12 protein-coding genes and 5 pseudogenes are annotated in these 26711 nt (G+C 61.5%); 1 reads left to right on the forward strand and 16 read right to left on the reverse strand.

The features are described from left to right. Both JWR98_RS23690 and JWR98_RS23695 read right to left on the reverse strand, forming a co-directional pair. Positions 1-256, reverse strand: a pseudogene (locus tag JWR98_RS23690) (hypothetical protein); the annotation flags it as partial. A 76-nt stretch (positions 257-332) separates the two neighbouring features. After that, positions 333-725 (reverse strand): DUF2846 domain-containing protein, encoded by a 393-nt coding sequence (locus tag JWR98_RS23695; protein WP_176156587.1) that lies wholly within the window; start codon positions 723-725, stop codon positions 333-335. 508 nt (positions 726-1233) lie between these two features. Here JWR98_RS23695 and JWR98_RS23700 point away from each other — a divergent pair. Beyond that, positions 1234-1491, forward strand: coding sequence for a hypothetical protein (locus JWR98_RS23700; RefSeq protein WP_078731024.1), 258 nt, complete (start codon positions 1234-1236; stop codon positions 1489-1491). A 206-nt stretch (positions 1492-1697) separates the two neighbouring features. Here the strand turns inward: JWR98_RS23700 and JWR98_RS23705 are convergent, their stop codons facing one another. The 14 genes and pseudogenes from JWR98_RS23705 to JWR98_RS23770 form a co-directional block, all read right to left on the reverse strand. After that, entirely contained in the window at positions 1698-2069 is a 372-nt protein-coding gene (locus tag JWR98_RS23705) for a hypothetical protein (protein WP_225908839.1), read from the reverse strand. A 48-nt stretch (positions 2070-2117) separates the two neighbouring features. Next, positions 2118-10338: pseudogene (locus tag JWR98_RS23710) on the reverse strand (two-partner secretion domain-containing protein). A gap of 31 nt (positions 10339-10369) precedes the next feature. Next, positions 10370-12091, reverse strand: coding sequence for a ShlB/FhaC/HecB family hemolysin secretion/activation protein (locus JWR98_RS23715; RefSeq protein WP_205491354.1), 1722 nt, complete (start codon positions 12089-12091; stop codon positions 10370-10372). 454 nt (positions 12092-12545) lie between these two features. Further along, positions 12546-13019, reverse strand: a complete 474-nt coding sequence (gene pgaD / locus JWR98_RS23720; RefSeq protein ID WP_003170895.1) for a poly-beta-1,6-N-acetyl-D-glucosamine biosynthesis protein PgaD — start codon at positions 13017-13019, stop codon at positions 12546-12548. 2 nt (positions 13020-13021) lie between these two features. Beyond that, positions 13022-14362, reverse strand: coding sequence for a poly-beta-1,6-N-acetyl-D-glucosamine synthase (gene pgaC, locus JWR98_RS23725; RefSeq protein WP_003170894.1), 1341 nt, complete (start codon positions 14360-14362; stop codon positions 13022-13024). A gap of 2 nt (positions 14363-14364) precedes the next feature. Continuing rightward, the gene (pgaB, locus tag JWR98_RS23730) at positions 14365-16359 is read right to left on the reverse strand and encodes a poly-beta-1,6-N-acetyl-D-glucosamine N-deacetylase PgaB (RefSeq protein WP_003170893.1); all 1995 of its coding nucleotides are present in this window, start codon (positions 16357-16359) and stop codon (positions 14365-14367) included. A gap of 12 nt (positions 16360-16371) precedes the next feature. After that, positions 16372-18852: a poly-beta-1,6 N-acetyl-D-glucosamine export porin PgaA gene (gene pgaA / locus JWR98_RS23735; RefSeq protein ID WP_205491356.1), complete on the reverse strand. Its 2481-nt coding sequence runs from the start codon at positions 18850-18852 to the stop codon at positions 16372-16374. A gap of 266 nt (positions 18853-19118) precedes the next feature. Then, positions 19119-20615: a YdgA family protein gene (locus JWR98_RS23740; protein ID WP_205491358.1), complete on the reverse strand. Its 1497-nt coding sequence runs from the start codon at positions 20613-20615 to the stop codon at positions 19119-19121. A gap of 149 nt (positions 20616-20764) precedes the next feature. Continuing rightward, on the reverse strand, positions 20765-21397 hold the full coding sequence (locus JWR98_RS23745) for an NADH:ubiquinone oxidoreductase subunit N (RefSeq protein WP_078731013.1): 633 nt from the start codon (positions 21395-21397) through the stop codon (positions 20765-20767). Between the two features lie 80 nt (positions 21398-21477). Next, positions 21478-22919: pseudogene (locus JWR98_RS23750) on the reverse strand (efflux transporter outer membrane subunit). Beyond that, positions 22916-23805: pseudogene (locus JWR98_RS23755) on the reverse strand (efflux RND transporter periplasmic adaptor subunit). The pseudogenes JWR98_RS23750 and JWR98_RS23755 overlap by 4 nt, the downstream one beginning before the upstream one ends. Then, complete coding sequence (locus JWR98_RS23760; protein WP_003170885.1) at positions 23802-24011, reverse strand: DUF1656 domain-containing protein; 210 nt, start codon at positions 24009-24011, stop codon at positions 23802-23804. The pseudogene JWR98_RS23755 and the gene JWR98_RS23760 overlap by 4 nt, the downstream one beginning before the upstream one ends. After that, a pseudogene (locus JWR98_RS23765) lies at positions 24008-26085 on the reverse strand (FUSC family protein). The gene JWR98_RS23760 and the pseudogene JWR98_RS23765 overlap by 4 nt, the downstream one beginning before the upstream one ends. Next, positions 26082-26492, reverse strand: a complete 411-nt coding sequence (locus tag JWR98_RS23770) for a MarR family winged helix-turn-helix transcriptional regulator (RefSeq protein WP_078731009.1) — start codon at positions 26490-26492, stop codon at positions 26082-26084. Before JWR98_RS23770 ends, JWR98_RS23765 begins: the two are co-directional and overlap by 4 nt. Positions 26493-26711 lie beyond the last annotated feature (219 nt).

Genomic DNA, 26711 nt, shown 5'->3' on the forward strand with positions numbered 1-26711 from the left:
GGCCGCGAACCCGCGCGCTCAACGCCGCGGTGCCGACTTTGGAGGCGCCGCTGGCCACGCCGACGCCCGCGCCAAGCCCAGCCCCCAGGGCCGCGCCCCAGGCTTGCTCACGGCCGAAGTACACCATGTTCTTTTCCCACTTCACGGGCAGGACTTTGACGGTCTTGATCTGCGCGCGGTTTTCGGGCGTCAGGGGGTGGCTGACGCAACCGCCGAGGATGAGGGTGGTGAGGAGGATGAAGAGGAGATTTTTCACATCAGTCCTTTAATGTTTGCAGTTGAACAGCAACTGCCGGCAGAGCCTCGGCCCGGCCGGCACCCAAGGGGTTAACTCATTTGCTTTCTTTGGCAATGGTGCCCAGAGAAGCATCCTTGACCAGATAACGGCCTTCCAGATCGCTCAGCATTTTGAGGCTGTTGCGCGCCACGGCGAAACCCATTTCGACTTCCTGCTTGAGGTAAACCACCTGACCGGCCTTGACGTCGATTGGCATGTCCGCCCAGTTTTCAGCCTTGGAGCTGATCACGTGCTTGCCCGGCGTCACGAAAAAATAGATGTACTGGTTACCGCGGTTGTAACCCATCTCCGAGTTGGCTTCCTTGTCATCCAGGAACACGTTGAACCGTACCAGCATCCCAACGTTGCTAGGACGAACGACGTAAACCAGGCCCTTATCGGCCACGGCTGCCTTGGGCAACGAATAGCTCGCCACGTCAGCCTGCATCTTCTCCACCGACGGCGTCGAAGAACAGCCAAACAGCGTGGCCAGGGACAGAACAACAGCGGCTTTGCAGAACAACTTGATCATGTATTTCTTCCTTGTGGGTAGCGGTGCAGCGGTTTGAAAACACCGGCGAAGGCCGGGGTATTTTGGTGACGCGTTTGGGCATCGCCAGTGTTTCGGCAAGGGATGGCAGAACATGAGGCATTGTGCCATCACTCTGATACCTTGCGCGGTTTTGGGTGCGGGGCTTATAGTCCGGCCGTCGTCCCTATGGCGATCAGGTTTGGCGACCTGACAACAGAGTGCAAAAGCAATCCGCTTTCATGCAGGTGTTTTTGCACCCGCAAAGCTGTGCTTGTTATGGCGGCTGTGCGCGGGAGACCTTCGGGTCTGCCGGTTTACTCTGTTGCCGGTTCGCCAACCTGCGTACAGCTGCCACCCATTCGTTTGGCGACGATTGCGTGGTGGCCTCGACCACCAAAACAGAGTGTTAACTATGAATCGATACATGCCCATGACCGGCCACGATTGCACCATCCCCGCCCTGCTCATCGACACCCAGGCGCCCCTCGACGTCCTTCACGACGCCGCCGTGCACCGTATTCAGGTCGTCACCCAGTTGCTAGAAAACCTAGCCTTCCGAGAACAGCTCAGCAGCGATGCCGTAGTGCTTTCAGACTTCGCCCATTTGCTGGCCATTCCGCTGCGCGATGGGTGTGATTTGCTGGATGTTATCAGTCGTAGGCTTAAGGCTGATCCGAACTGAGTAGAAAACCGGGCGGCCGTTGTGTCGCCCGCTTTGTGCGTGAGCAGTACAACCAAATAAATCAACCAAATAAATCCGTCCCATTTATTTCCAAACGTGATTCTCGATTTGCAAACAAAGGTAACAACAAAGGAGACAGATTTATTTAACCTAAAACTTATTTAATGTTCCCTTTCCCCCTGTCGTCCCGCTTGGTCCTTTGGACATCAATTATGTTTTAGCACGGCCATTGAAAAGTCCGAGATAAAATTCTCAACAATTTTTCGATCTACGTCATTCTTTGCAGAACGCTTAAGTACAGGAATAAGATGATAAAGCACTAACTCGATCCTACTTGGATCCTTGGGTAATGCATCGCTAATGCAAGCAACCATTAATTTAACTGACATAATTGACGCGAACGCCTGATAACCTCTAGCGCTAGAGAACGGAATTTTTTTAAAGTAGTAGTCCGCCAAACGTTTCTGCTCCGGTTTTTTCCAAGATCGGTGAGGTAGAAGCAATAAAGCCTCACCCCAATTATCAGAAGTAAGAGGGTACCGGTTCAAAAGCCAAGCTGCCGCCTGATCAGAAGTCATTTTCGCCAACTCTTTACAGAGTGATATCAATCTTGAATCCATACCAAACTATCTCCGTGGATTAAATGAGTTTTCCGGCAACCCAGAGTTAGCTTTTAAGGTAGCAGGGGGCTGATAATGGCCGGAACTATTATCCCATCTTGTTATTTTTCCTCGTTCTGGACCGTCATTATTACCAAAGCGTATAGAGCCTGCATATTTAACTTCTCCACCCCCGCTAAGTCCTAGATGGGTTGAAAACTGCTCATTCACATTTGGTCGACTCACCTTGATAGTTCCATCCGGCAAAGTGACAAAATCGTAAGAGCCTGAAGGGGTGATTTTCCCGCCACCTTGCCCTTGCAGCCAATATCGGCCTGATTCGTCCTGAACAAGAGTTCTCACTGGCCGTTGTGCAATCGCCGGATCTGAAGGATAGACATTAGTGAGCGTACCACGCTCCGTAAGGTTAGGAACTGCTTGCACTGGTGGCTTGCTGGTAATGCCGCCCCCGCCCGTTTGACCGAACTCCCCATCTACACGTGATTGAGGCGTATCCCACTTAGGAGTTGCCGTCTCAACAACGGGATCTTTTGGCAAATTAACCGGCTTTGTCCCTACTGGTCCGACGCTTCCAGCACCACCGCCGGGAAGCATGCCAGGAACTACGTTGATTCCGAACGGGTTGAATCCTGTTTGATCGAGGTAAAGGGAACCTTCCTTCATCCATGTAGGATCACCATTTACCCATAAATTAGCGATTTGATTAAGGTGCAGCTGGCCTGCCTTAGTCCATTCCTGTTCATTGACAGTTCGATAGCTAGCCACCAAGTCATTACTTGATCCGCCAGGGTTAAGTGTCTCAGTTCTTTCTACCGATGCAACGATCGCTTTAGAACCCTCATCAAGCTCGGCGCGAATTTGCGCGCAGTTGTGCGTCGCTTCGCAATTATCCAATCGGGCCAGGTTCGCAGCACTACGAGCATCGAACTCTTTTTTGACTTGGTCACAGGTTCCATTTGGGTGGCAATCTTTTTCTGCCGCCTCTAACTCAACTACATCCGAATGGTTCAGGAAGTTGTACTGTGTCGCGTTGCTCGCAACCCAAGCCCCGGTCTGCAAACTCTCACCGTCAGCATCACTGTCCACCGACGCCGCAAGCACACCAATCAACTGCGAGCTCATCACCAGCAAACCTTTTCTCTTATCCTCCGGCATGCTGGCGTACTGTTTGGCGAGGCTGTCTACCAGGGCTTCGTTCACACCTGCTGCCAACGCACCAGTACGGAAATCGCCGCCAGCGGCTTCAGCTGCCAGCCCGCCCATCAACGCATGCAGCCCAATCTTGGTGATACCGCCGTCGGCGAACCGATTCTTGGAGACGTCACCAATCATGTTGAAGCCATAGGCAGCAAATGCATTGGCAAGGCTGCTTTGCAATGCATCCCCAAGGCTGGCCTCTCCTCCCAGCGCTTTAGTCAGAATGGCTGATGTGCCGTTTTGCAGAACCTGATTCGCAGCAAATTGACCAATACCTTGCCAGGTACTCAATGGGCTAGCAGATGTCACTACACCCGAGTTAGGCAGCGCAGTAGTAGTGCCTGTCTGAGTGCTGGTCCAGTCGTCGTAGAACCCCGCGGTTAACCCCGCAGTAACGCCCGATACTACATAGCCTCGCATCGCGTCGCTGGAAGTTACGTCCTTAAACACTGCGCTCAAATTGCCACGGTTATTGATCGTGCTGATTGCACCATTACTGGCCATGCCGCCAAGCACGACGCTGCCGGCAGCATTTGCCCAGCCTGCGGCAGACGTGGCGGTGGCAGCAGCCGTGGCCCCAGCCATCGACGTACCCGTTCCAGCGGCGGCGATTGCGCCGCTGGCAGCCCCCATCGTGAAGTAGGTAACAATGATCGCTATGATAATTTGCGCGCCGGCACCCAGGCCCGAATTGCTGTATTTGAACGAGTCGTGCAGCTCTTTAACCTGCCGCCAATCCACATCCCCGCGCTTTTCGGCCTCTTTGATCCAAGCCAATTGCGGGTCGGCCTTGACCATCGCGTCGATGGTCTGGCTGACGGTTTGCTGGTCGACTTGCTTGATGTCGATTTTCAAGCCGTTGACGGCCTGGATGACGGTTTGACCCTGTGCTACCAGCTCACTCTGACGCAAGGTTTCATCGGTCTTGCCTTTGCCCTTCATCGAGAACCAAGCCATGTTGCTCTTGCTCTTGGTATGGCTCTCGTCGTGATAGTCCTTCACGCCTTCGAAGGTGATGGCCCCGCCGCTTTTCAGAATCAGGTCGTTGCCGCTAATGAGTTTGGCGACCTGGTAACGCTGGTCGCCGTTGCTGACCAGCGTCAGGTTGCCGGCGGTTTTGATTTCGGTGCCGACGTTGGTGGTCTGGGTGACTTCGTCGCGCTTGGCTTTTTTCGCGCCCCAGCCTCCGTTCTCCTTCATGTCATACAAGGTATGCGTGCTGTTCTGCGCCGCCAACAAACTCAACTTATCCCCGCTATACAGATAAGCCTCATTCCCCGCACTGATCCGGCTCGCCACGATCGTGGTGTCACGCCCGGCCTGGCTGGTGAAATTCCCACCCGCCGTCAGCACGCTCGCCACTTGGGTGGTTTGCTCATCTGCGGTCTTGATGCGTTTCTTGCCGTGTTTTTCCTTGCCCTCGACGTTGTGCACATCGCTGACCGACGCCACGTTGAAGTCACGCCCGGCGTCGACGTTGAAGTCTTTGCCGGCGGTGGCATTGCTACCGATGATGTTGATGTCCTGCCCGGCCTTCATGTTCAGGTTGCCGCCGGCGGTGACGGTGGCGGCGCGGTTTTTGACGTCGGTGGTGATGCTGGATTTTTCGCCGCGATCACGGGTTTCGTGCTTGACGCTGGTGTCGCTGGCGGCGATGAGGTTGAGGTCGCGCCCGGCAGTTAAGTTGGCGTCGTTGCCGGCGGTGAGGGTGCCGCGGCTGGTCATGTCACGCCCGGCGTCCATCGCGAGGTTTTCGCGCGCGACGATGGTGCCGGCGCTGGTGTCGGTGAGGGTGCGCATGCCCGCGCCGTCGCGCACCTGGATGGCGGTGTTGTCGTTGGTGATGTCGCCTCTGAGGGCCGCAAGGCTGACTTGCTTGCCGCGAATTTCGCCGGCCATGGCGTTGCGGATGCTGTCCTGGGCCAGCAGGCTCAGGTTGTTGCCGGCCTCGGCCAGGCCACCGTTGTAGATGCTGGCGTTGCTGACGGCGGAAAGGTTGTTGCTGGCGCGCAGGGTGCCGACGTTGATCAGGTCGCCGCCGGTGAACAGGTTGAGGTCGCGGCCCTGGATCAGGCTGTTGCCGCGCACGTTGCGGGATTCGGCCTGGGCCAGGTAGAGCACCGGCACGAGGACGGTTTGGCCGTCGACCACGCGGTTTTCCATCCACACGATGTCGTGGGTCAGGGCGCCGACTTGCTGACTGGTGAGGGTTACGCCGAGGCTCAGGCGCAGGGCGTCTTTGCTGGCGAGGGCGTTGTCCATCAGGTAGCGAAACTGGTCGGCGTCGCTGGTCAGGCCGCCGGCGAGGAAGCGTTGGCCGGTTTGGGCGAGCACGGCGTCGCGGATCAGGCGGGTTTCGTATTGGCCATCGCCGAGGCGGCGCCAGGCGTTATCGCTGGTGAAGCCGAGTTTGCCGAGCATGTAGTCGGAGCTGAAGAAGCCCGTGAGGGAGGCGAACTCGGGGTTGGTCTCGATCAGGTAGTGGCTGGTCGGGTCAGGATTTTTAACGAACAGGCCATACTCGCCCTTGGGCAACTGGAAGTTGGGCGCGGTGGTGGGGTCGACCGGGGCGAAGGCGGTGCCGGTGTAGTCCACGGGCACGAAGCCGCCGCCAGGTGCAACGCCGGCCACAGGCAATACGCTGCCGGGCGCCTGGGCGCTCGGGTCGTTGGCGTGTTTGCTCAGATTGATGTTGATGCCACCGACGGGGATGCCGGTCTGGTCATCGCCAAGGGTGCCGGTCAACTGGGCCAGGGTGTTGTTATGCAGTGTGCCGTTTTGCAGAGTACGGGTGACGTTGAGGTTGACGGTGCCACCGGCTTGCATCGTGGCGTTGTAGCCGGGACCGCCGTTGTCGGTCCAGGTGGTGACGTCGCTTGAGTGGGCGAAAGGCCAGATATTGGGTGAGCGGTTTTTCAGTTCTTCGAAGCGCGCCTTATCGAAATGACCAGCCGCCGTGGCCGCATTGAAAGCGGGAACGTCGACATATTGCATGCGTTCAAACAAATCATCAGAAACGTGACCTGGCGTGGCGACGACAAGCTTACGCTGCCCTGTGCGCGTCGCGGCACCCTGGTTCAGCAGGTCATCGGCGGTGATACTCAGGTCGCCATTGGCAGCCATCAGGCTGTAGCGGTTCTGTACATTGTCGCCTTGCAGCAGCATGTTTTTGCCCGCTACCAGGCGCGCCGCTACCGAATCCTTGGTCGCCGCCTCAAGGTACGTCTCGTAGATGGTGATGTCGCCTTTCTCCCAGTTGTCTTTCTCACCGCAGTGCTGGTGACAGATCCAACTCAAGCTGCCGGTGGTCAGCGTCTGTCCGAGTTCGAATTCATCCTTGGCGTTTTCGATAAAGCCTGCATTGATACCGATCGAGCCTTCGCTTTCCACGGTGCCGGAGCGGTTGCTGAACAGCACAGCACGCCCGCCATCGCGTGCGGCGAAGCTCAAGTTGCCCTTGCTGTAGACATCGCCATACAAGTTGCTGAAACCATTGCCGCGCAAGGTCATGTCGCCACCGCTGAACAGCAGCGAATCGGCGGCGTTGGTGATGCCATTCACGGCGGTGAGGTTCACCGCGCCCTGGGCGCCCAAGGTGCCACGGTTATTGATCTGCGCCGCCGCGATATCCAGCTGCTGACGCGCGGTGAGGAAACCGAGACTGTCGAGGGTGCCGGTCAGGCTCAGACGGGTGTTGGTACCCGCTAGGCGGCCGCCGTTCTGGCTCAGGTTATTGGCTGTCACGGTGAGTGTTTGCAGGGCCGATACGCGGCCGCTGTTGGTCATGTCGCCGGTGGTGATGCTCAGGTCACCGTCGCTGAGCAGTTCGCCGCCGTTGTCGAGGCTGGCCACGTCGAGGATCAGGCCCTTGCCGCTGGCCATGCGGTCGCCGGCCTTGAGGCTCAGGCCCTGGGCGCTTTTGTAGGTGAGGACTTCGTTGAGTTGCACACGGCCCAGGCCATCAACTTTGCCGAACGCCCAGTCGGCGGTGCCCATGCCGTTGATGGTGCCCTGGCTGCCGGTGAGGCTGGCGGTATTGATGCGGAACAGGCCGCTGCCGGCGTGCTGCAACAGACCGGCCTGGTTGTTCAGGCTGGCGGCGTCGAGGCTGAAGCCTTGGCTGCCGAATTCGAGAATGCCGTTCTGGTTATTGACGGCGCCGCTGAGGTTGAGGCTGCTGGTGACGCCGTTCAAGGCGCGCAGTTGACCACTCGCGCTGTTGTCGAGGTTGCCGCCGTTGACGGTCAGGCCCTGGTTGGCCTCGATCAGGCCGCCACGGTTGGTCAGGGTGTCGCGTGAGGTGAGGGTGAGCAGGTTGCCGCTGATCTGGCCGCCCGCGCTGTTGTCGAGGGTGGCGCCGCTGACGGTGACTTGTTCTTTGCCGAACAGTTTGCCGCCACGGTTGGCCAGGGTTTCGACCGTCAGTTGCAGATTGCCGATCAGGCTCGCCATCAGGCCGTCGCTGCCGTTGTCGACCTTGTCGGCGGTGACGGTCAGGTTGTCGCCCTGCACGGTGCCGCCCTGGTTATCGAGGCTGCCGGTGGTCAACTGGGTGAGGGCGCCGCCGCTGAGGATCAGGCCCTTGCGGTTGCTCAGGTCCTGGCCGCTGTAGCTCAAGCCCCCGGTGCCGGCCAGCAGTTGGCCGCCGTCGTTGTTGTTCAGGTGCTGGGCGGCGATATCCAGGCGAATCCCGCGCAGAGTGCCGCCGGCGTTGTTGAGGGTGGTAAGGGCCTTGACCAGGACGCTTCGCTCGCCGGCATCGATCACGCCGCCAACGTTGGTCAGCAGGTCGCTGACGTTGAGGGTGACGTCGCCGCCATCGCTGACCAATGCGCCCTTGGCGCTGTTGTTGAAGCTCTGCGCCGTCACGTCGACCGTTTGGCCAAGCAGGATGCCGGCGCTGTTGTCGAGGCGCTCACCGCGCAGTTGCAGCAGGCCTTCGCTCTGGATGCGGCCTTGGGCATTGAGCAACTGGCCCGGGCCCTTGAGCAGCAGGCTCACGCCCTGGACGCCGCCGGCCAACAGGCCGGCATTACGGTTGTCGAGACCGGAAGCGCGCACGTCGAGCTGGTCGCCCACTACGCGCCCGGCGCGGTTGTCGATATCGCCACCAGCGACGTCGAGCAACAGTTGCTTGCCAACGATCACGCCGCTCTGGTTATCCAGGCTCGCGGCATGCAGTTCGATATTGCCTTGCCCGGCCTGCAAACGGCCCTGTGCGTTATTGAGCTGTTGCGCGGTCACGAGGGTGAGCTTGCCGGTGTCGGCGCTCAGCACACCGCCTGCGTTACTGCTGAGGCTGCGGCGGTGAGGTTCAGGTCGGTGCTGGCTGGGCAAACCCTTGGCTGTTATTGAAGGCGTTGGTGACATTGAGGGTGAGCGCGCCGGCGTCGGCCTGGATCAAGCCCTTGAGGCTGTTATCCAGCGAGGCGGCGTTCACCGTGGTAGCGCCAGCGACCACTACGCCGTTCTGGTTGTTGAGACTGCCCGCGTTCACGGTCAGGGTGTTGGCGATGATTTGCCCGCCGCTGTTGTTCAGGTCGGCACTGGTGAGCACCAGGCTGCCGCCGGCCATTTCGATGCGGCCTTGGCGGTTATCCAGCGAGGCGCTGTTGAGGCTTGCGGCCTGGCCGTCACCAAAACGAATCAGGCCGCCGAGGTTGACGATGGCCGGCGAATTGATCGCCAGGCTCTGTTCGCCGAACAGGCGTGCGGTAGCGCCCTGGTTGGTCAGTTTGGCGCTGCTGACGTCGACGGTTTTGGCCTGGATGATCGCACCCTGGTTGGTCAGCGCTTGCGCGGCGGTGATCGCCAGTGCGCGGCTGGCCAGCAGGTTGCCGCTGGTGGTGACGGTTTGCGCGTTCACCACCAGGTCACCGGTGGTGTTGCGGGTGTTGTCGGGCGCAACGCCGGCTTCGACGATGCCGGGGTTGGTGATGTTGGCCGCGTTGAGTTCGATGCGTTGGCCGGCCGCCACGCTTTTTTGGTTGACCAGCGCCTGGGCACTGGTGACCTGGACGTTGCCGGCGGCGTAGACCTTGTCGGTGAGGTTGACGTTCTGCGCGGTGACCCGGATGTTGCCGGCGGTGGCCGCCGCCTGCGCCATGCTCAGGCGCCCATTGGCATCCAGTTGAATATCGCCGCCACTGGCCGCGAGCGTGCCGTCGAGCTTCACGCCCACACCGGCTTCGGTGCCGACCAGTTTGATCGCGCCGGCATACATGCCGCCCAGGGCGCTGGAGTCGATGGCCAGCTCAGGTTTGGCACTGCCGTCGTCGGCGCGTGCGGTGGCGTTCAGAGTTTGTGCATCCACGTCATTGCGACCGGCAATCACGGTGAGCTGGCGTGCGTTGATCTGCGCGTTGATCTTGGCCGAGCGGGTGATGATTTCGAAACGGTCGACGTCGCTGGCGTTGAGGCCCTGGCCGTCGATGGTCACGGCGCCGCCATCGACCTGGTAGCTCTTGAGTTGGCCGGCCGCGTCGAGCACCGGTTTGCCGGTGGTGAGGGTGACGTTGGGGGTGTTGATAAAGCCGCAACCGCTGCAGGTGATGCCGTACGGGTTGGCGACAATGACCTTGGCCGACTGCCCCGCCACTTCGGTGTAACCGCGCAACTGGCTGGGGTTGGCGCCGGTGACTTCGTTGAGGATGACGTTCGCGGCGCCGCCCTTGAGGTTCGGGTTGCCGACGATGTAGCCGCCAAGCTGGGTGTTGGTCACGGCGCCGTTGGCGTTGTTGAGGATCACGCCGTTGGGGCCGACGTTGTAGTCCGAGAACTGGTTATGGGACACGCCTGCGCCGTTGGGCGTGGCGATGTTCACCACGGGTACGCCATTGCCCGCCGCGCCGACGGTGGTGCCCGGCGCGCTGACCACGATGCCTTCGGCCTGGGCCAGCAGCGGCTGCCAGAACAGCGCGTTGACCAGAATCAACGCCAGGCCGCGCTTGGGCAGACCAAAGAACGAGTTTCGCGGCTTCAGGGCAGCAGAAGGTTGGCGGACCAGGAAGGCAAATTGGCGAACATCCATTTTCAGATTCTCGTTACGGCGCAGCGTTGAATTACAGGAAGAAATCCATGCGGAAGTAGATCGGCGCTTCGCGCTCTGTCAACACGCTGGGTCTTTCCAGCGAATGGGCAAAGGTCACGCTGGTGCTGACATGTTTGCCCCGGGCGAACAGTTCCAGGGAGTTGCTGGATACTCGACCATGGACGTTGGCGTTGTAGCGATCGTTAGTAATCACGCCCTGGTCGTAGCCGACACTGGCGCCGTATTCGGCGAACGCCGGGCGCATCCAGTCGAGGGTCACCGGGCGCGCCCAGCGCACTTCGTTGCGCCAGTAGCCGCCGCTGTCGCCGGTCAGTTGCTGGTCCTTGAACCCACGCACCGAGGCCGAGCCACCCAGGCTCATGCGCTGTGGGCTGAACAGGACGTCTTCACTGCGTTGGCCGGTCGCCAGGCTGCTGAAGCTGAACGACTCGCCCCACAGGCTGAATGGCTGCAGGTAGCTGACCGTGGCGGTGTACTTGCGGTAGCGCGAGTTGGGCTGCCGACGACCCAGCGAGTCACGCTCGTCCTGGGATTGGGCGTCGAGCAAGCCGATGCCGTTTTGCATGCCCAGGTCAAGGTTGACGAAGGCATTGCCGATGCGTCGCCCGTGGTTGATGCCCAGTTGCAGTTCGCTGAGGCGGTTGCTGCTGGGCTCGGTGCGTACGTCGAGCACGTAGTTGTTGGTGCGCAGGTGCGACAGGCCGACGTTGACCGAGGTCTTGCTGACGTCGTCGCGGTGGATGACCCGCTCGGCGCGCAGTTGGTGGTTCTCGTTGTCACCATTGAGCTTGAATTTGGAGCTGTCGGTCTGGCCGTACGTGCGGTAATCGCTTTCGTTGTAGGTGTAGCTGAAGTTCCACCAGCCCCACGGCACGTTGTAATACAGCATGCTGTTTTGCGAGGTTTTCTGGTGGTCGCTGACAGCGTCGTGGCCGCCGCGCAGCATCAGTTGGTCGCCCAGCCCCAGCGGGCTGTCCCATTCCAGGCCCGCGCCCCACTGCTGTTCACCGGTGCTTTTCTGGCCGTCGTTGTTGCGCGACAGGCTGGCGCGCCAGGGTTTTTGCGGCACGTTCTTGACCACGACTTCACTGCCGCCAATCTGGGTGCCGGGCATCAGTTCCATTTGCGCCTGCTTGGAGGGCAGGCGGTTGAGCTGGTCCACCAGTTGCTCGATTTCGCGCAGGTTGAGCGCCTCCCCGACCTTGCCGGGAAAGGCCATGGCCAGTTCGCGGTCGGTCACGCTGCTGCCCTCGGCACTTTTCAACGCTTCGAGCTTGCCTTCGACCACCAGCACCTGCAGGTGACCGCTGGACAGGTCCTGTTGCGGCAGGTAGGCGCGGCTGGTGACGCGGCCCTTGGCGATGTAGTAGTCGGTGATGACCTTGAGCAGTTCATTGAGCTGCGCCACGCCCAGGCACTGGCCGACATAGGGTTTGAGCAGGCGCGCGCGGTCGGTGGCGGACAGGCTGTCGGCGCCCTTGAGCTCGATGTCCTGGATGGGGAAGCAGCGGGTGTCCGCCGGCGTGGCCGGGGCCTCGGGCTTGGCCGCTTTGCCGGGCAGATCCTTAAGTTCCTGCAGGCGCCGCTGCTGCTCTTCGAGCAGGCGGTTCTGGCGGTCGCGGATCAGGTCCTGATCCCCGGGCGTGGGGGCAGCCATGGCACTGTTTGCGCCCATGTAAGCGAGCAGCAACGTGCAGAGCAAATACCGAGTCCGTGGCAATAAAAAAGACATATTCGGTCCGTCGAAAATCAAGGGCCGCGAAACTAACATTGAACTTGCGCCCAACCCAAGAAGCGGGGCTAGTTGCACGTTCGTACTTGTTACTCACGCAACCCGTTGATTACTAACAACAAATAATTATCAAAAAGACGGTCAGCCCGATACTCGAAGTATTATTCCGACAGGCGGCAACTCTTTTGATAGCGATTCGTCGGAGAACTTGGGATAGCCATTATTTAGCCATCAAGTTGCTTCCGAGATAGGTTAGTACCGGGAAAGACAGAAAAGTTCGCGACGCTTTTGTGAATTGGATCCCACTTGTCGACATTCATCTTGAAGGGTGAGTGGAGAACCAAAATGTGAGAGGGGGCTTGCTCCCGATAGTGGTGGGTCAGTAGATATCTACGTGACTGATTCACCGCTATCGGGAGCAAGCCCCCTCCCACATTGGATTGGGTTTACAACCTTAGCTGACGTCTTTTTTATCAGGCACCAGGCTCAAGCCTGGCTTTTCCACATCACGGGAGACATGGGCTTTGACTTGCGACACGCCGCCGTCTTCGTCGTTATGGATTACCAACACCCCCGGCCGGCGCAGTTGCTCCAGGTCGCCTTCAGCCAGCCTGAAACTCTCGTTCAGGTTCTGGTCGCTGAGGGCCTTGGCCTCGGCGCGCCGTTGGGCGAATTTGCGCCCCTTGCGTTGCTGGTAGCGCGCCCAGGTCACCAGGATCACCGCGTTGAACAGCGCAATCCACAAGTAGATCTGCAAGGTGTTGAGCGCCGCGAAGATCGGCGCCTCGATGCGCGGGCCACCGTGGGTCTCCAGCATCGAGGTGATCCCACGCGCCAGCAGCCAGATCAATCCGGCCCAAGCCATCAGGGTCAACAGCACATCGATGATCCACATCAGCGTACTTTGGCGAGTTCTGACCAGTTTCATGATCACGCCTCCTCTTCAACGGGCTTGATACCGCGATCCGGGCTGACCCAGCGCGCGCGCTTCTGATGCTGGTTGAACAACACCTTCGGAAAGCTGACCAGGGTGGTAAACAGGCTCACCAGCCAGAACACCATCGGGTACCACACGGTCCAGAACAGGGTTTTCCACAGGTCTTTTTCGTAGCGACGGTCAATCATGATGCTCACCGCGAACTGCACCAGACACACCATGGCCAGCACCAACCCGGTAAAGGCCGGCGGCATCAGGGAGTCCACGGCAATCGCCGGCGGCAGCACCACGAATTTGCCCACGCCCCAGAAGATCACCGACAGCATGAAGGTGAAGGCCCAACCGGTGGACAGGCAGTATTCGAACAGCAGCGGCCACAGGTAGCGGTGACGCCATTGCCAGATGCCGCGGATGTTCTTGAACAGCACTTCGGCGCCGCCCTGGGCCCAGCGCAGGCGCTGCTTCCACAGACCGCCGACGGTTTCGGGCATCAGGATCCAGCACAGCGCGCGCGGCTCGTAGAAGATGCTCCAGTGGTCCAACTGCAGCTTCCAACTGACATCGATGTCCTCGGTGATCATGTCGGTGCTCCAGTAATCGATGCGGTCCAGCGCCTTTTTACGGAACGCCACCACCACACCGGATACCGTGAAGATCCGCCCGAACACGCGCTGCGTCCGCTTGATCAAGCCGATGATCGAGGAGAACTCGCCCACCTGCACGCGGCCGATCAGGGTCGAACGTGTGCGGATGCGGGGGTTGCCGGTCACGGCGCCCAGGCGTGGGTTGTCGAGCATCGGCGCGACCAGATAGGCCGCCGCGTTCTTGTCGAGCAACGCATCGCCGTCGATGCACACCAGGTATTCGCTGCGCGCGGCCACGGCGCCCATGCGCAGGGCCACGGCCTTGCCCTGGTTCTGCGCCAGGTGCAGCACGCGCAGGCGGGGGTGCTCCAGCGCCAGGGCATCGAGTGCCGCGGCGGTGTTGTCCTTGGAGCCGTCGTTGACCGCGATCACTTCGATGTTCGGGTACACCTGGCCCAAGGCGGCCGCGATGGTGTCGGCCACGTTATCCCCTTCGTTGTAGCAAGGGATGATGATCGAGATCAGCGGGTTGCCGGCCAGCGTCGGCGCCGGGGTGTCTTCCGCCCAGGGCCAGTGGCGCTCCCAGTGCAGCCAGAAGTACAGGCCGCCGGCGATCCACAGCGCCGACATGAACAGCGGATAGAAAAACACGAAGTCCATCAGGAACTGCCCGGTGACCAGGAAGATCAGGCCCAGGGGCACACCCAATACCAATGCCAACACGAATAAAGCCAGGATTCTGTCAAACATGGTCAAGGGTTCCATTGGTTGGAAAGGGCCGGACGCACAGTCTTCAGGTCCGGAGAGTTTTCCAGGAAGTTGTCCGGGTAATAGCCGAAGCTGGTGACGCCCTGGCGCTTGAGTACGCCCATCCATTCGGCCAATTGTTCAGCGCTGATGTCAGGCGCGGCTTTGGTGCGCCAATCCTTGGCTTGCAGTTCAAACACCGTGCGTTCGAGCGCGCCCCGTGCCTTGACCGTGGCCACTAGTTTTTCCAGCCAGGCATTGGAGGTTTTTACCTCCTGGCCTTCCATCAACGGCATGGCCATCGGCGCGGTCCAGTCGTAGGCCTGGAGGAAGTCATCGAGGTTCTGCGCGAACCAGGTTTCGCTCTGCGGGTTGAGCATCGGCTCGGCAAAGATATTGCGTGCGGTCAGCACCTGCGGGCCGCGGATGGCGCGGACCTTGGCGGTCAACTCGTGGGTGAAGTCGATCAGGTAACGGCTCTTGAAACGCGTCCAGCGTTGCATCACCGCCGGGTCCGCGCGCAGCGCCGCAATGGTGTCGGGCAAGCCATTGGCGGCATAGGTTTTCAGCGCGGCGGGGCTGGCGTCTTCGAAATCGTTGAACACCGCATCATCGTGGTAAAGGATGCCGTCGATGGGCCCTACGCGTGCCAGGTCTTCATAGATCTCGCCGATGATCTGCCGCACCTTGGGATCAAACGGCGACAGGCGCTGGTACTGGTCGGGGTCCAGGCCGATGGCACCGGTCTTGGGGTCCCACCGCGTCACGCGGGCCAGCTTGGGGTCGAGGGCAAAGCTGAGCACCGGCATCCAGGCGTATACGCTGGCATGGGCGCGGGTGCGCAGTTGCCAGGCGACGCGGTTGAACAGGTCGGCCCGCATCGGCAGGTGGCGGTTGGGGAAATACAGGGAATGCACCAGGCCGTCGCCCTTGGGGTCGGCGAAGGCTTGCAGGAACACCGTACCGGCGCCCATGTCCACCACCCGCTGCACCAACTGGTCGAGGTTGCGCGCCTGTTGAGCCGCGTCGGGGTCATAGACGTTATCCAGGTCGACATGCAACACCCGCAACGGCGCTTTGGCCTGCACGGCGACAATGCTGTTGGCGAAGTGCTCGCCATCCGGGTCGGAGGCGACCAGAAAGCGCGGGCTGCTCATCAGGTTGCCAAGGTCATCGAGGCCGTCTTCAAGGGTCAGGGCCATTTCGTAACCCTGCGCTCCGACCACCGCCAGCGAGGTGCCGTCGGCCGCGCCGTACGGCCATACCCATACACGAGGCGCCTTGCCGGTGACAGCCCGGATTTTGTCGGAGATCGCGACCACGTCAGTGCGCATGCGCGCCTGGAACTGCGCTTCGCTTTCGTAGCGCTGGGTTGCCGGATCAAACCGCCGGGTTGTCGCCGCCGGCTCCAGGTTGCCCTGGGGGTTGGCCAGGATGCCTTTGTGATTGGCATCGGTGTGCGCGGCGATTTCCACCAGGCCCGACTGCGACACTTCGCGAATCTGCTGCCAGGTCAGGAAGTCACCGCGTGGCCGTGGTGTACCGGCAAAATCCACGGGCTGGTTGAGCGGCGTATCGATCCAACTGCCCACCGGCGCCAGCAGGGCCGGCCAGCGGTAGGCGCGCAGGATCGGCATCACACGGGTGTAGAAGCTCGAATAGCCGTCGTCGAAGCTGAGCATGACGGCTTTGGGCGGCAGTGCGGGGCCGCCACGGCGCGCGGCCAGGATCTGGTCAACGCTGACGGCCTGGTAGCCGTTCTCGCGCAGCCAGGCCAGCTGTTCGATCAAACGTTCGGTGCGCACCGCCACCACGGCCTGGTCGGGGTCGCGGTCCGACACGTCGTGGTAGGCAATGCCCAGGAAATGGTTCTTCGGCCACACCTGTTCGTTGGCCGGTGTCGGCCGCTCGGCGGGTGGAGTGAAAGGGGCGGGTTGCTGGGCGCAGGCACTGGCCAGCAATACACCCAGAACCAACAAGCAACGGCTGAGGAAGGTCATGGTCAGGCTCTTTTAGAAACGGTAAGTGAGGTCGACGAGCAGGCGCAGATCGCGTTCGCGATCGCCGTCGTAAGGTCGGCTGATCAGGCTCAGATTCGCGCCGACGTCCAGCACGTCGTTCCAGCGAAAGCGTTGGCCATAACCCACCAGAGCCATGCCGCCCGTGGAGTAATCCTTTTGGCTGTAGGTGCCCGCGCCGAGCTGGAACTGTTGGCTCCACTGGGTCTCGTAGCGGTGGTAGAGCACATGATTGACGGTGACGGTGGGCAACACGGTCAGGTCAGACTTGGGGTTGAAGTACACCGTGTCTTCCTTGCTGTTGCGGCTGGCACCGACTTCAAGGCCAAGGTCGACTTGTACCTTCGGCGAGCTGTAAATGCCTTGGCGGCCGGTGAGCAACGCTTCGAACCGGTCGTTGCCGTCGCTGAAGTGGGATGGGCTGAGGGTCAGCTTCCACTCGCGGCTTTCATTGGCGCGCCAACGGATGAAACCGCTGCCGCCGTTGGCGGTGATGTCGGCATTCAATGCGCGCAACGGCGTGGTGCTGAGCAGGTAGCCGAGGCTGCCGCCGTATTGCCAGTTGTCATTGATGTCGCGGGCAATCGACACGCTGGCGCCTTGTTTGGAACCATGGCCATAGGAATGGTTGGACACTTCGGCTTCCAGGGTCATGTCGCGTGTGCGCCGTTCCACACCCACGCGCTGCCAGCGGTGCTGGCCGGTGCCTTCGGAGAAGTCGGCGGTGGCATAACCGGCACCGGCGAACAGGCGCCAGTCTTCATCGATGGGCGGCGTGTAGATCACGCTTTCGATGCCCCAGTCACGGCTGCCGGCAACCGCACCGGCATCGTTGTCACTGCCGCCGCCGTAGCTTTTACCGGTGTAGGCCTCGACGCGCAGTTCGGCCATGTCGTGCACATCGCGCAGACGCTTGAGGCGCTGCACCTGGCGGCTGTCCGGGTTGCGGGCGACCACATCGTCGGTCAGTACATCCATTTGCCGCCACTCTTGCAGGTCCATGGCGGTGTAGGCCTGGCTGATCTCCAGAGCGATGTCGCGCGGCACCTGGGATTCGGTTTCTTTCAGCACGCCCTCGGCGCGCCGGGGCAGGTCGCGGGCGCGGTACATGTCGGCCTGGGCCAGGCGCAGGCTGACGTTACCCGGGGCCTTGGCCACCAGCGCTTCCAGGCTGGCTTCGCTGCCCGGCAGGTCGCCGCCGGAAACGCCGGCCTGGGCCGACAGTTGTTGCGCGTCCATCCACGCATCGTTGGGGTTGCCGATAGGCAGGCCCTTGAGTTCGACGCGAGGGTTCTGGCTGTTGGCGAGGCCCTTGGCGACCTCATTGGCCTCCTCGCCTTTATCGCTTTCCTGCAAGGCGTAGAACAGCGCGGTGGTGTCTTCGACCCGATCATCCGGTTCGGCGTCGGCGGCGCTCAGCGCCTGGCGATACAACGGCTCGGCTTTTTCCGGCTGGCGTTGGTCGAGGTACGAAGCGGCCACCCAGCGCACGGCGTAAGTCGGCAATTGCACGCCTTCACCCTTTAGAATTTCGTACTCGCGGATCACGTCGGCGGTACGTGCGCGGGCCTTGAGCGCGCCCAGGCGGTCGATGCGCCAGCGCACCACGTCATCCTGGGCGGTGGCGTCGGGGGTCCAGCGGGCGAGCAGCGTGTCGTAGTCCTGGAGCGCTCGATCGGCGATAACGTAGCGCTCCTGTTCGCTGCGCGTGGCGAATTCGGCCATGCGCACGCGTTCAGCGGCGAGGTCACCTTCCAGGCGGCGCTGGGTGACCGGGTCCAGCAGGCCGGGATGCTTGGCCGACAGGCGCAATGCCGCTTCCGGCAGACGGGCCTTTTGCAGCGCGATGATGTATTCGCGAGCGACCTCGGGCTTGTCGCCGGCGCGGATAAACGCCTGGTCGAATTCAAACAGCGCGTCGTAGTTCAAACCGGCGCGGGTCAGTGCGTAGCCCAGGGCCATGCGCCGGTTGGGGTCGTCCGGCTTGGCGGCCACCAGCGCGCGGGTGCGTTGCACCGCCTCGGTAGCCTTGCCGCCGTCGGCCTGGGTCAGGGCCAGGCCCAGTTGCAGGTCGGTGTTGTTCGGTTCGCGCAGCAGTGCCTGGCGATACACCGCTTCGGCCTCGGCCCACTGCTTCTGGTTGCGATAGGTACGCGCCACGGTGGCGAGCGCCTGGGTGCTGAGGTTGCGATTTTTACCCTGGGCTTCGTACACCTTCAGCACTTCAGCGTTCTGGCCGGCCCAACCGGCGATCACCAGGTGATCGCTGATCTGGCCTGGCGTCTGGCGTTCGGCCGACAGCTGGCGCAATTGGGTAAGCGCGGGCGTGAAGTTGCCGTTGCGCGCCTGAATGATCAGGGCGTCGTAGGCCGGGTCGGCCATGGCGAAGGTGGGTATCAGCAGTTGGCTGCATAAAGCGGCCCCGACGAGCAGTCGCAACCGGCCTGATGCACTGAGTGGTAGGTTTCGCAACATATCGTGAGCTTCCTTACACACGGAAAGCTGTAACGATAGGTGATCCTGAGCGAAGCGCTCAGGGTGCCGGCGTCTAATGACCCGGCCTAGCTTTCCTGTGCGAACTATCTCTCAGGAAAGTAAGAAGAAATTCAAATCAGAACAATTGTTCAGAATTGGCTGACCGCTTTTTTGCGCTACGCAAAAACAAATGTGGGAGGGGCTTGCCCCTCCCACATTTTGACTGCATTTCAAGCGGCCTTACTAGGAGGCCGGATGTTGAGCTGTTACTGCCCGCCGCTCATCGCACCGACTTTGCCCATGACAAAGCCAATGAACTGCTCAACGGTCATCTTCTGGCCGTTGAAGGTTACTTCATTGTTGGTGTAGTGCAGCTTGGACACCACATCGCTGCCCACCAGAGTTGCCAGCTGAGTGCCGACCGCCATGCCGCTGACCATTTCGGCCGCCATCTGGGACTGCTGCTCGATGGCTTTAGGGTCGGTCACGCCACCCAACTGCGCCTGCAGGGCGGATACGTCGGCGATCATCGGCTTGGACAGGCTCAGGTTGGCGTCGAGCAGCGACACCATTTGCTTGCCCAGTTCAACCGGCGGCAGCTCCATGGAGGCCGGCTTGGCCAAGTCCACCAGCAGGTTGAATTTGCTTTCGCCGTGGGTGGTTTTCAGCGACAGGTTTTCCAGGGCCAGGTGCGGCTTGGCGGCCAGTACCTGGTTGACGTTGGCTTCGGCCAGGGCTTGCTCGGCGTCGGTCAGTTGCAGCTCCGGTGCTGGTTCGCCCGCGGCGGCGGCGGCTTGCACCGGCTGCATCTTGTCCTGGTACAGCTTGGTCAGCACCAGCATCGCCGGAATGTCGATGTTCTTCATGCTCAAGGCCATGGCGGCCGAACCCACAGGTTTGCCCTGGTAACCGATCTCGTCGATTTTGTAGTCGACGCGGCCGGCCAGGTTGTTGTCCTTGGTTTCGCTGGAGTCTTTCTGCTCAAAGCCTTTGAAGCTCAGCACGGCTTTCTGCGGGCCGAAGGTGAACTTGCTGTCGCTCAGCTCAATGGTGTTCTGCCCGGTGTAAAAACCGAAGGTGGATTTTTCCAGGTTGCTGGCGATGGTCAGGCCCGCCAGCTCGGCTTCGAAGGCTTCGCCGTTGGCATCCACGGCGGCGACCTTGAGGCTGTTCATGAAGCCATCGGCCTTGACCTTCTGGCCTTCGGCGGTGCCGTCGAAGTTCATGTTGGCGCCGGAGAAGCTTACCGACGACTTGTCATCCTTGAACTCCAGCGGCAGCAACTCGATGTTGCCGCTGACCGAACGGGTATAGCCGATGTTGGCCACGCCCTTGAGCGGCGACACGTCCTTGGCGGCGGCGAACCACTTTTCGGTGGTGGGGTTCTTTTCCAGCGCATAGTGACTGGTAGCCATGACCGGCAGCCATTTGAGCGTGACCAGGCGCGAGACCGGCAGCGGGCCGTGCTCGATATGGTCGACGAAAAGCAATTCGGGGTTGGGGTTTTCCGCGCCGAACACTGAGCCCTGGCCCTTCAGGCGGTAGTGAGCGGTGCTGCTGAACACGCCACGGTCCAGGGAAACCAGTTCCAGGCTCAGCGTGCCATTGACCCCGGCCATGGAGGTCTGCAGTTCCTTGTTGGCGTTCTGGATCGCGGTTTGCAGCACCGGCTCCAGTTGTTTACCGGTGTACCAGGCGCCGCCTGCACTGACGACGCCAACGGCGACCACAAAACCCAAAAGAACGACTGCTGGCTTATTCATGAAGTGACCTGATCAAATCCTGTGAGGAGTGGGCTGTCTTCCTTGAACCCCGGATGAGGTTGGCTCAAGCCCGCCGAAAAGCGGGGGGAAGATTAGCACTGGCGGCCACAAACGGCCCAGCCTTTCAGAGGGATCAGTGCACGACTAGTTCACGAATATTCCATCTCGATCTCGTCAAGTTGGTGATCGAAACTCTTCAAACGCGCCGTCCAGGTGTACACCAGCACCTCAAATTCGCGGTGTATCACCGCATTGCCGGGCGTATCGGCCTTGGGGTCGCAGAAATCCAGCTGGTAGCGCTCGCGGGCCATTTGCGTGGCGACGTCGGACAATTCACGCGCATTATTGAGCCAATGCCGACCGTCGGCGACCTGCTTGTCGAGCACGACGCACTGCTTTTTCAGGACTTCGAGGCTTTTTTCCAGCGGCGTGCCCGTGAGGTCGCCCATGACTTCCTGGAAGGTGCGCCCCGGCTGCCAGTAGCTGCCCCAGAAATACCGATCAAACACGGTTTCGACTCGGCGCAGGGCAACCTTGGTGTCCCAGATCGCCACGCGGGTCTTGCCTTGTTCGAGGAGTTTTTTCTTGACCCGTTGATTCTGGTAGGAGGCCCAGGCGACGACGCCGATGGACAAGGTGCCGATCACCAGGCAGGCGCTGTCGAGAAACACCATGGCCTTGTCGAGTTGATGGGCAAGCATGACGCCATAGAAATACGCGGCCGATAACAGCACCAGTGCGAAGAGCACGCACCAGAAAGCGGGAGCATAAGGGTTTTTCATTATTGGAATCCCCATGAGCAAACGCGAGCAGTGTCAGGCAGGCCATCACCGGGCCCACCTGTCAAAGCATAGCCATTGGCTCAGGGTTTGCTGGCTGCAGAACCGTGCGTTCGTCCGCTTTCCCAACCGCCGCCCAGGGCCAGGAACAGATCGATCTGGCTCATGGCAACCTGGGTGTTCGCCGCCGCCAATTGCGCGCGCATCGCCGTGTAGGTACGGGTGGCCTGCAGGTCGGCGAGGAACGACTCGCGGCCGGCCTGGAAGAACCGGTGGGTCTGGTCCGCGGCTTGCCGCGCCGATTGCTCGGCGTCGGCCAGCGCATCGCGGCGTTGCAACATGGCGGTGTATTGCGCCAGGCCGGTCTGGGTTTCGCGGATGGCGTTGAGCACCACGCCGTCAAAATGCGCCAGGGCGCCCTGGGTCGCGGCTTCGGCTTCGTGGATGCGCGCGCGGGCGCCGTTGGTCGGCACGGTCCAGCTGATCATCGGGCCGAAGCCCCAGCGGTTGGTGGCCGGCTGGCCGAGGTTGTCGAGCAGGCCAACGGTGCCCACGGTGGCACCGATGGCGATATCGGGGTACAGCGCGCCGGTGGCCACGCCGATACGCGCAGTGGCGGCGGCCAATTGGCGTTCGGCCTGGCGCACGTCGGGGCGGCGCTTGAGCAGCGCGGCACCGTCGCCCACCGGCAGCAACTGGGCGATGTGCGGCAGCTCGGCGCAGTTGCCGGTGCCGCCGGCAATTGATCGACCGGCTTGGCCAGCAGCATCGACAGGCGGAACAGCCCGGCCTGGCGCGCCGCTGCGTAGCGCGGCATGTCGGCGCGCAGGGATTTGTATTGGGTTTGCGAACGGGTGACCTGGGTTTCATCGCCACGGCCGGCGTCGCGCAGGCGTTGGGTCAGGCGAGTGCTCTGGGCTTGCAGCTCTAGGGACTGGTTGGCAATCGCCAGTTCTTCGTTGGCGGCGCACACCTGGGTGTAGGAACGCACCACATCGGCGACCAGGGTAATGCGCGCGATATCGGCGGCGGCCTGGGCCGCATCGGCGCTGGCCTGGGCGCTTTCGATGCCGCGTTGCAGGGTGCCGAACAGGTCAAATTGGTACGAGGTGGTGATGCCCAGGCTACCGATGTTATCCACCGGCACTTTGTCCGCCAGCAAAAACGCTTCGCCGGACTCCTGCAGGCGCTGCGCTTCGGCCTTGGCCCCGGCGCTCCAGCCACCGGCGGACTCGGCTTGTTGCGTCTGGAAACGCGCCCGCTGCAAATTGGCGGCGGCCACGCGCAGGTCGGTGTTGGAGGCCATGGCCTGGCGCACCAGTTCATCCAGGCGCGGGTCTTGGTAGAGCTTCCACCAATCGGCGGGGACCGGCGCCGACACCTCATTTTTACCGTCCAACGGCAATGGCCCTTGCAGGTCGACACGGTTGACCGCGGCTGTATCCGGCATCTGGTAATCCGGCCCTACCGCTTGGCAGGCCGACAGCAGCAAACCCAGCGCAGCGCTGGCCAACAGCTGCTTCATGGCTGGGCTCCGTCACGGGGTTTGTCGCCAATGATCGACACGGTGGCCGTACGCCCGGCAATCATGCGAAGTCCGCCGGCACCTCGTCGAAGGCAATGCGCACCGGAATCCGCTGGGCCAGGCGCACCCAGCTGAACGCCGGGTTGACGTTGGGCAACAGGTTGGAACCGCTGCTGCGGTCACGGTCTTCGATACCGGCGACGATGCTTTGCACATGACCGTGCAGGCGCGCGTTGTCGCCGATCACGCGGATATCCACGCCCATGCCGACGCGGATGCCGTCGAGTTTGGTCTCCTCGAAGTAGCCGTCGATGTGGAACGAGTTGCTGTCCACCACCGACAACACCGGGTGCCCGGCGGTGACGAACTCCTGGGTACGCGGCGCGCGGTCATTGACGTAACCGTCCACGGGGCTACGGATCACCGAGCGGTCGAGGTTGAGTTGGGCCGAGTCCACCGTCACCTGCGCTTCGGCCAACGCCGATTGAGCGCGGGCCACGCGGGACTGGCTTTCTTCCAGTTGCTCGCTCGGCACCAGGTTGCCCAGGCCACGGTTACGCTTGTACTCGCGCTGGGCCTGGGCCAGGGTTTCCTGGCGGTCGGCCACGGCGGCCTGGGCCTGGCGCAGGGCCAACTTGAAGCGGTCCTGGTCGACGGCAAACAGCACCTGGCCCTTGCTTACCAATTGGTTGTCGTGCACGTCCACGCGCTGGATCAACCCGGACACGTCCGGGGCGATCTGCACGATATCGGCACGGATGTGCCCGTCGCGGGTCCAGGGGGCAAACATGTAGTACATGACCATGCGCCACACCACGACGACCGCGAAGCTCACGATCAACAGCGTCAGGACCACACGGCCGATGGTCAAAAAAGGTTTTTTCATGTCATCAAATATCGACTGAGTGAGTCCACCGCGCCCAGCAACAGCGCGTAGAGCCCCACATTGAACAATGCCCGGTGCCAGACCAGGCGATAGAAGTGCATGCGCGTCAACAGCCCGTGCACCACCAGAAACAACCCATACGTAATGCCCATCAGCACCAGCAACGTGGGCAGGAACACCCCACTGATATCCAGATCACCGATCATAAAGGCGCTCCATCGGGCAGCGGCGCTTGCATCTGTGTGCCGTCAATAAATTCGACGCCAGGCAACAACGCCAGGCGCAGGCCCGCCAACGCATGCAGCAGGTGCAGGCGGGTGTCGTCTTCGTCTTGCAGGCCCTGGCCGTTGAGCGCGCGGCGCGTGCGGTCGAGGGTCATCAGCAGACCGCTTGGCGCGGGCAAGCGTTCACCCGCCTTGAGGCACGCCTTGAAGTAAGCGCCGACGCCCTCGACCACTTGGTTGAGCAACACCCGTGGCACGCCGAGGATGCGCGGCGAGTAGGCCAGCAGGTCGAGCAGGTTCAGGGCCACGCGCAAATCGCGCAGGGCGATGCCGGTGTCCTGGCCGGTGAGGGCCAGGCGCGGCAGGTGCTGCATAAGACGGTCGAGCATTTGCACGGCCATGTGCCGGTGTTCGGCCAGGGTCGCGGGTTCGGTGAGGCCGACGATGTCGCGCCAGCTGAAACGGGTCAGGCGCTTGGCCGCCAGTTCCGCGCCGAAAGGCCGCGCGACCAGGGTCCACACAAAGGCAAACAGCAAACCCACCGGCCGGCCAGGTTGACGTTGGCGAAGTTCAGAAAGTCGGCATCATAGGCACCCTGGATGCTGATGAAAGACGAGGTGTTCACCAGCGTCAGCAACATGCCCAAGTAAAATCGCGGCTGCACGGTGAGGGTGCCGATGCAGATAAACGGCACCGCGAACGCCAGCACCAGCATCGGGAAATCGTGCAGGTTGGGCAGGACCAGGAACAGGTACAGGCTGGCGAACAGCACCGACATGGCGGTCCAGAAAAAGAACCGATAGATCTGCGGCGCCGGGTCGTCCATCGAGGCGAAGAAGCTGCACGCCACCGCCGCCAGGATCACGGCGCTGCCGCCGTCGGTCCAGCCCAGCAGAATCCACAGTACCGAGGCGACGATGATCGCGCTGACGGTGGAAAACGCCGAGTAGAACATCAGGCCACGGTCGAGGAACGGCGTGAGCCGGCCCAGGCGCCAGTGGCGGTACACGGCGCGCCAGGTGTCCTGGCTTTCGCACTGAATGGCGGCTTGCAGGCTGCGGCAGTCTTGCCACAGGTCGATCCACTCGCCCAGTCGGTACAGCGCGTTGGAAAACAGCAAAGTGTGGCGGTCGTCCAGCGCATCGCCTTGGGGTTGTTGGGCGTCGACCTGGTCGCGCAGGGCGCGCCAGCGGTCCAGGGGCGCGCTTTGCCGGGTGTCTTCCAACCATTGGCGGGTGGCGTCCAGGAGCGGCGTGAGGCGCTCGAGAAACTGCGGCGCGCGGTGTTCGATGGCGTACAGCGCATCGTCAAGGGCATCCACCACCGGCAGCAGATGGATCATGCGCCCGCGCAGTTCCTTGGTGTTACGCACCGTCTGCGGCCGCGCGCCTTCGTGGGGCAACTGGCCGATCATCAATTCGAGGGTATTGAAGGTAGCGACCATGCCGCTACGTAAAGCGCTGACTTCTTCAGGCTCCACGTTGCGCGTCAGAAAGCGTTGGCTGTAGACCTGCGCATCGGCGAACCACTTGGCCACCGAGCCATCGAACACCGGCATCAGGCGCCGTGGCCAGAACATCGCGCCCACCACGGCGGCGACCGCGATGCCGAGGAAGATTTCTTCGGTGCGCGCTTCGGCCACGTCCCACACCGCCAGGGGGTTATCCACCACCGGCAGGGCGATCAGCGGCAAGGTGTAGCCGGCCAGCATCAACGCGTAGTTGTTGGCGGTGCGCAGGTGCATGGACAGAAACAGCAACGTGCCCGTCCACAACGCAATCACCACCACCAGAATGTACGGCGACTGCACGAACAGCGGCACAAAAAACACCGCCGCCGCCGCGCCCATCAAGGTGCCGATGGCGCGGTACAACGCCTTGGAGCTGGTCGGTCCTACAAACGGGCTGGAAACGATGTACACCGTGGCCATCGCCCAATACGGACGCGGCATTTGCATGAGCATGGCGATGTACAACGCAATCATCGACGCTGCGAAGGTCCGCACCCCATAGAACCAATCGCGGGCCGGCGGAAAACCACTGAAGAATCCGCTCACAGCGTCGCCGCCTCAAAAGCACGCAGTACGCGCAGCGCGGCTTCCATATCGGCGGGTGCAATGTCCGCCAGCACTTCACGGCGCAGGCGCACCAGTTGCGCTTCCACCGCCTGCACCAGCTCACGGCCACGCTCGGTGAGGCTCAACGCCTTGGCGCGACGGTCGTGGATGTCTTCGGTACGGCACACGTAACCGCCACTGCACAACTGGTCGAGCAGACGCACCAGCGACGGGCTTTCCATGCCGGAGGCCTGGGCCACTTTCACCTGGTGCACACCGTCGCCCAAGCGGCCGATCATCAACAGCGGCACGGCGCAGGCTTCGGAAATACCGTAGCTCACCAGCGTGCTCTGGCAGATTTTGCGCCAGTGACGGGCGCCCACCACCATGCTGCTGCTGAGGTTCATCTGGAGTTGTTCGAGGGATTGAGGCACGGGATAGTTCGCATACAGTTAGTTTGCTAACTATCAATATGATGGAGGGTGGTTGTGCCGTCAAGTTTTGAAACAATTTCTCGATGGATGGAGCGATTCAACGACAACACCGCAGGACCAATGTGGGAGGGGCTTGCCCCCGATTGCGGTGGGCCAGTCATTGATGCATGCGCTGACACTCCCTCATCGGGG

It is taken from the genome of Pseudomonas lactucae, assembly GCF_016937615.1.
GTDB lineage: Bacteria > Pseudomonadota > Gammaproteobacteria > Pseudomonadales > Pseudomonadaceae > Aquipseudomonas > Aquipseudomonas lactucae.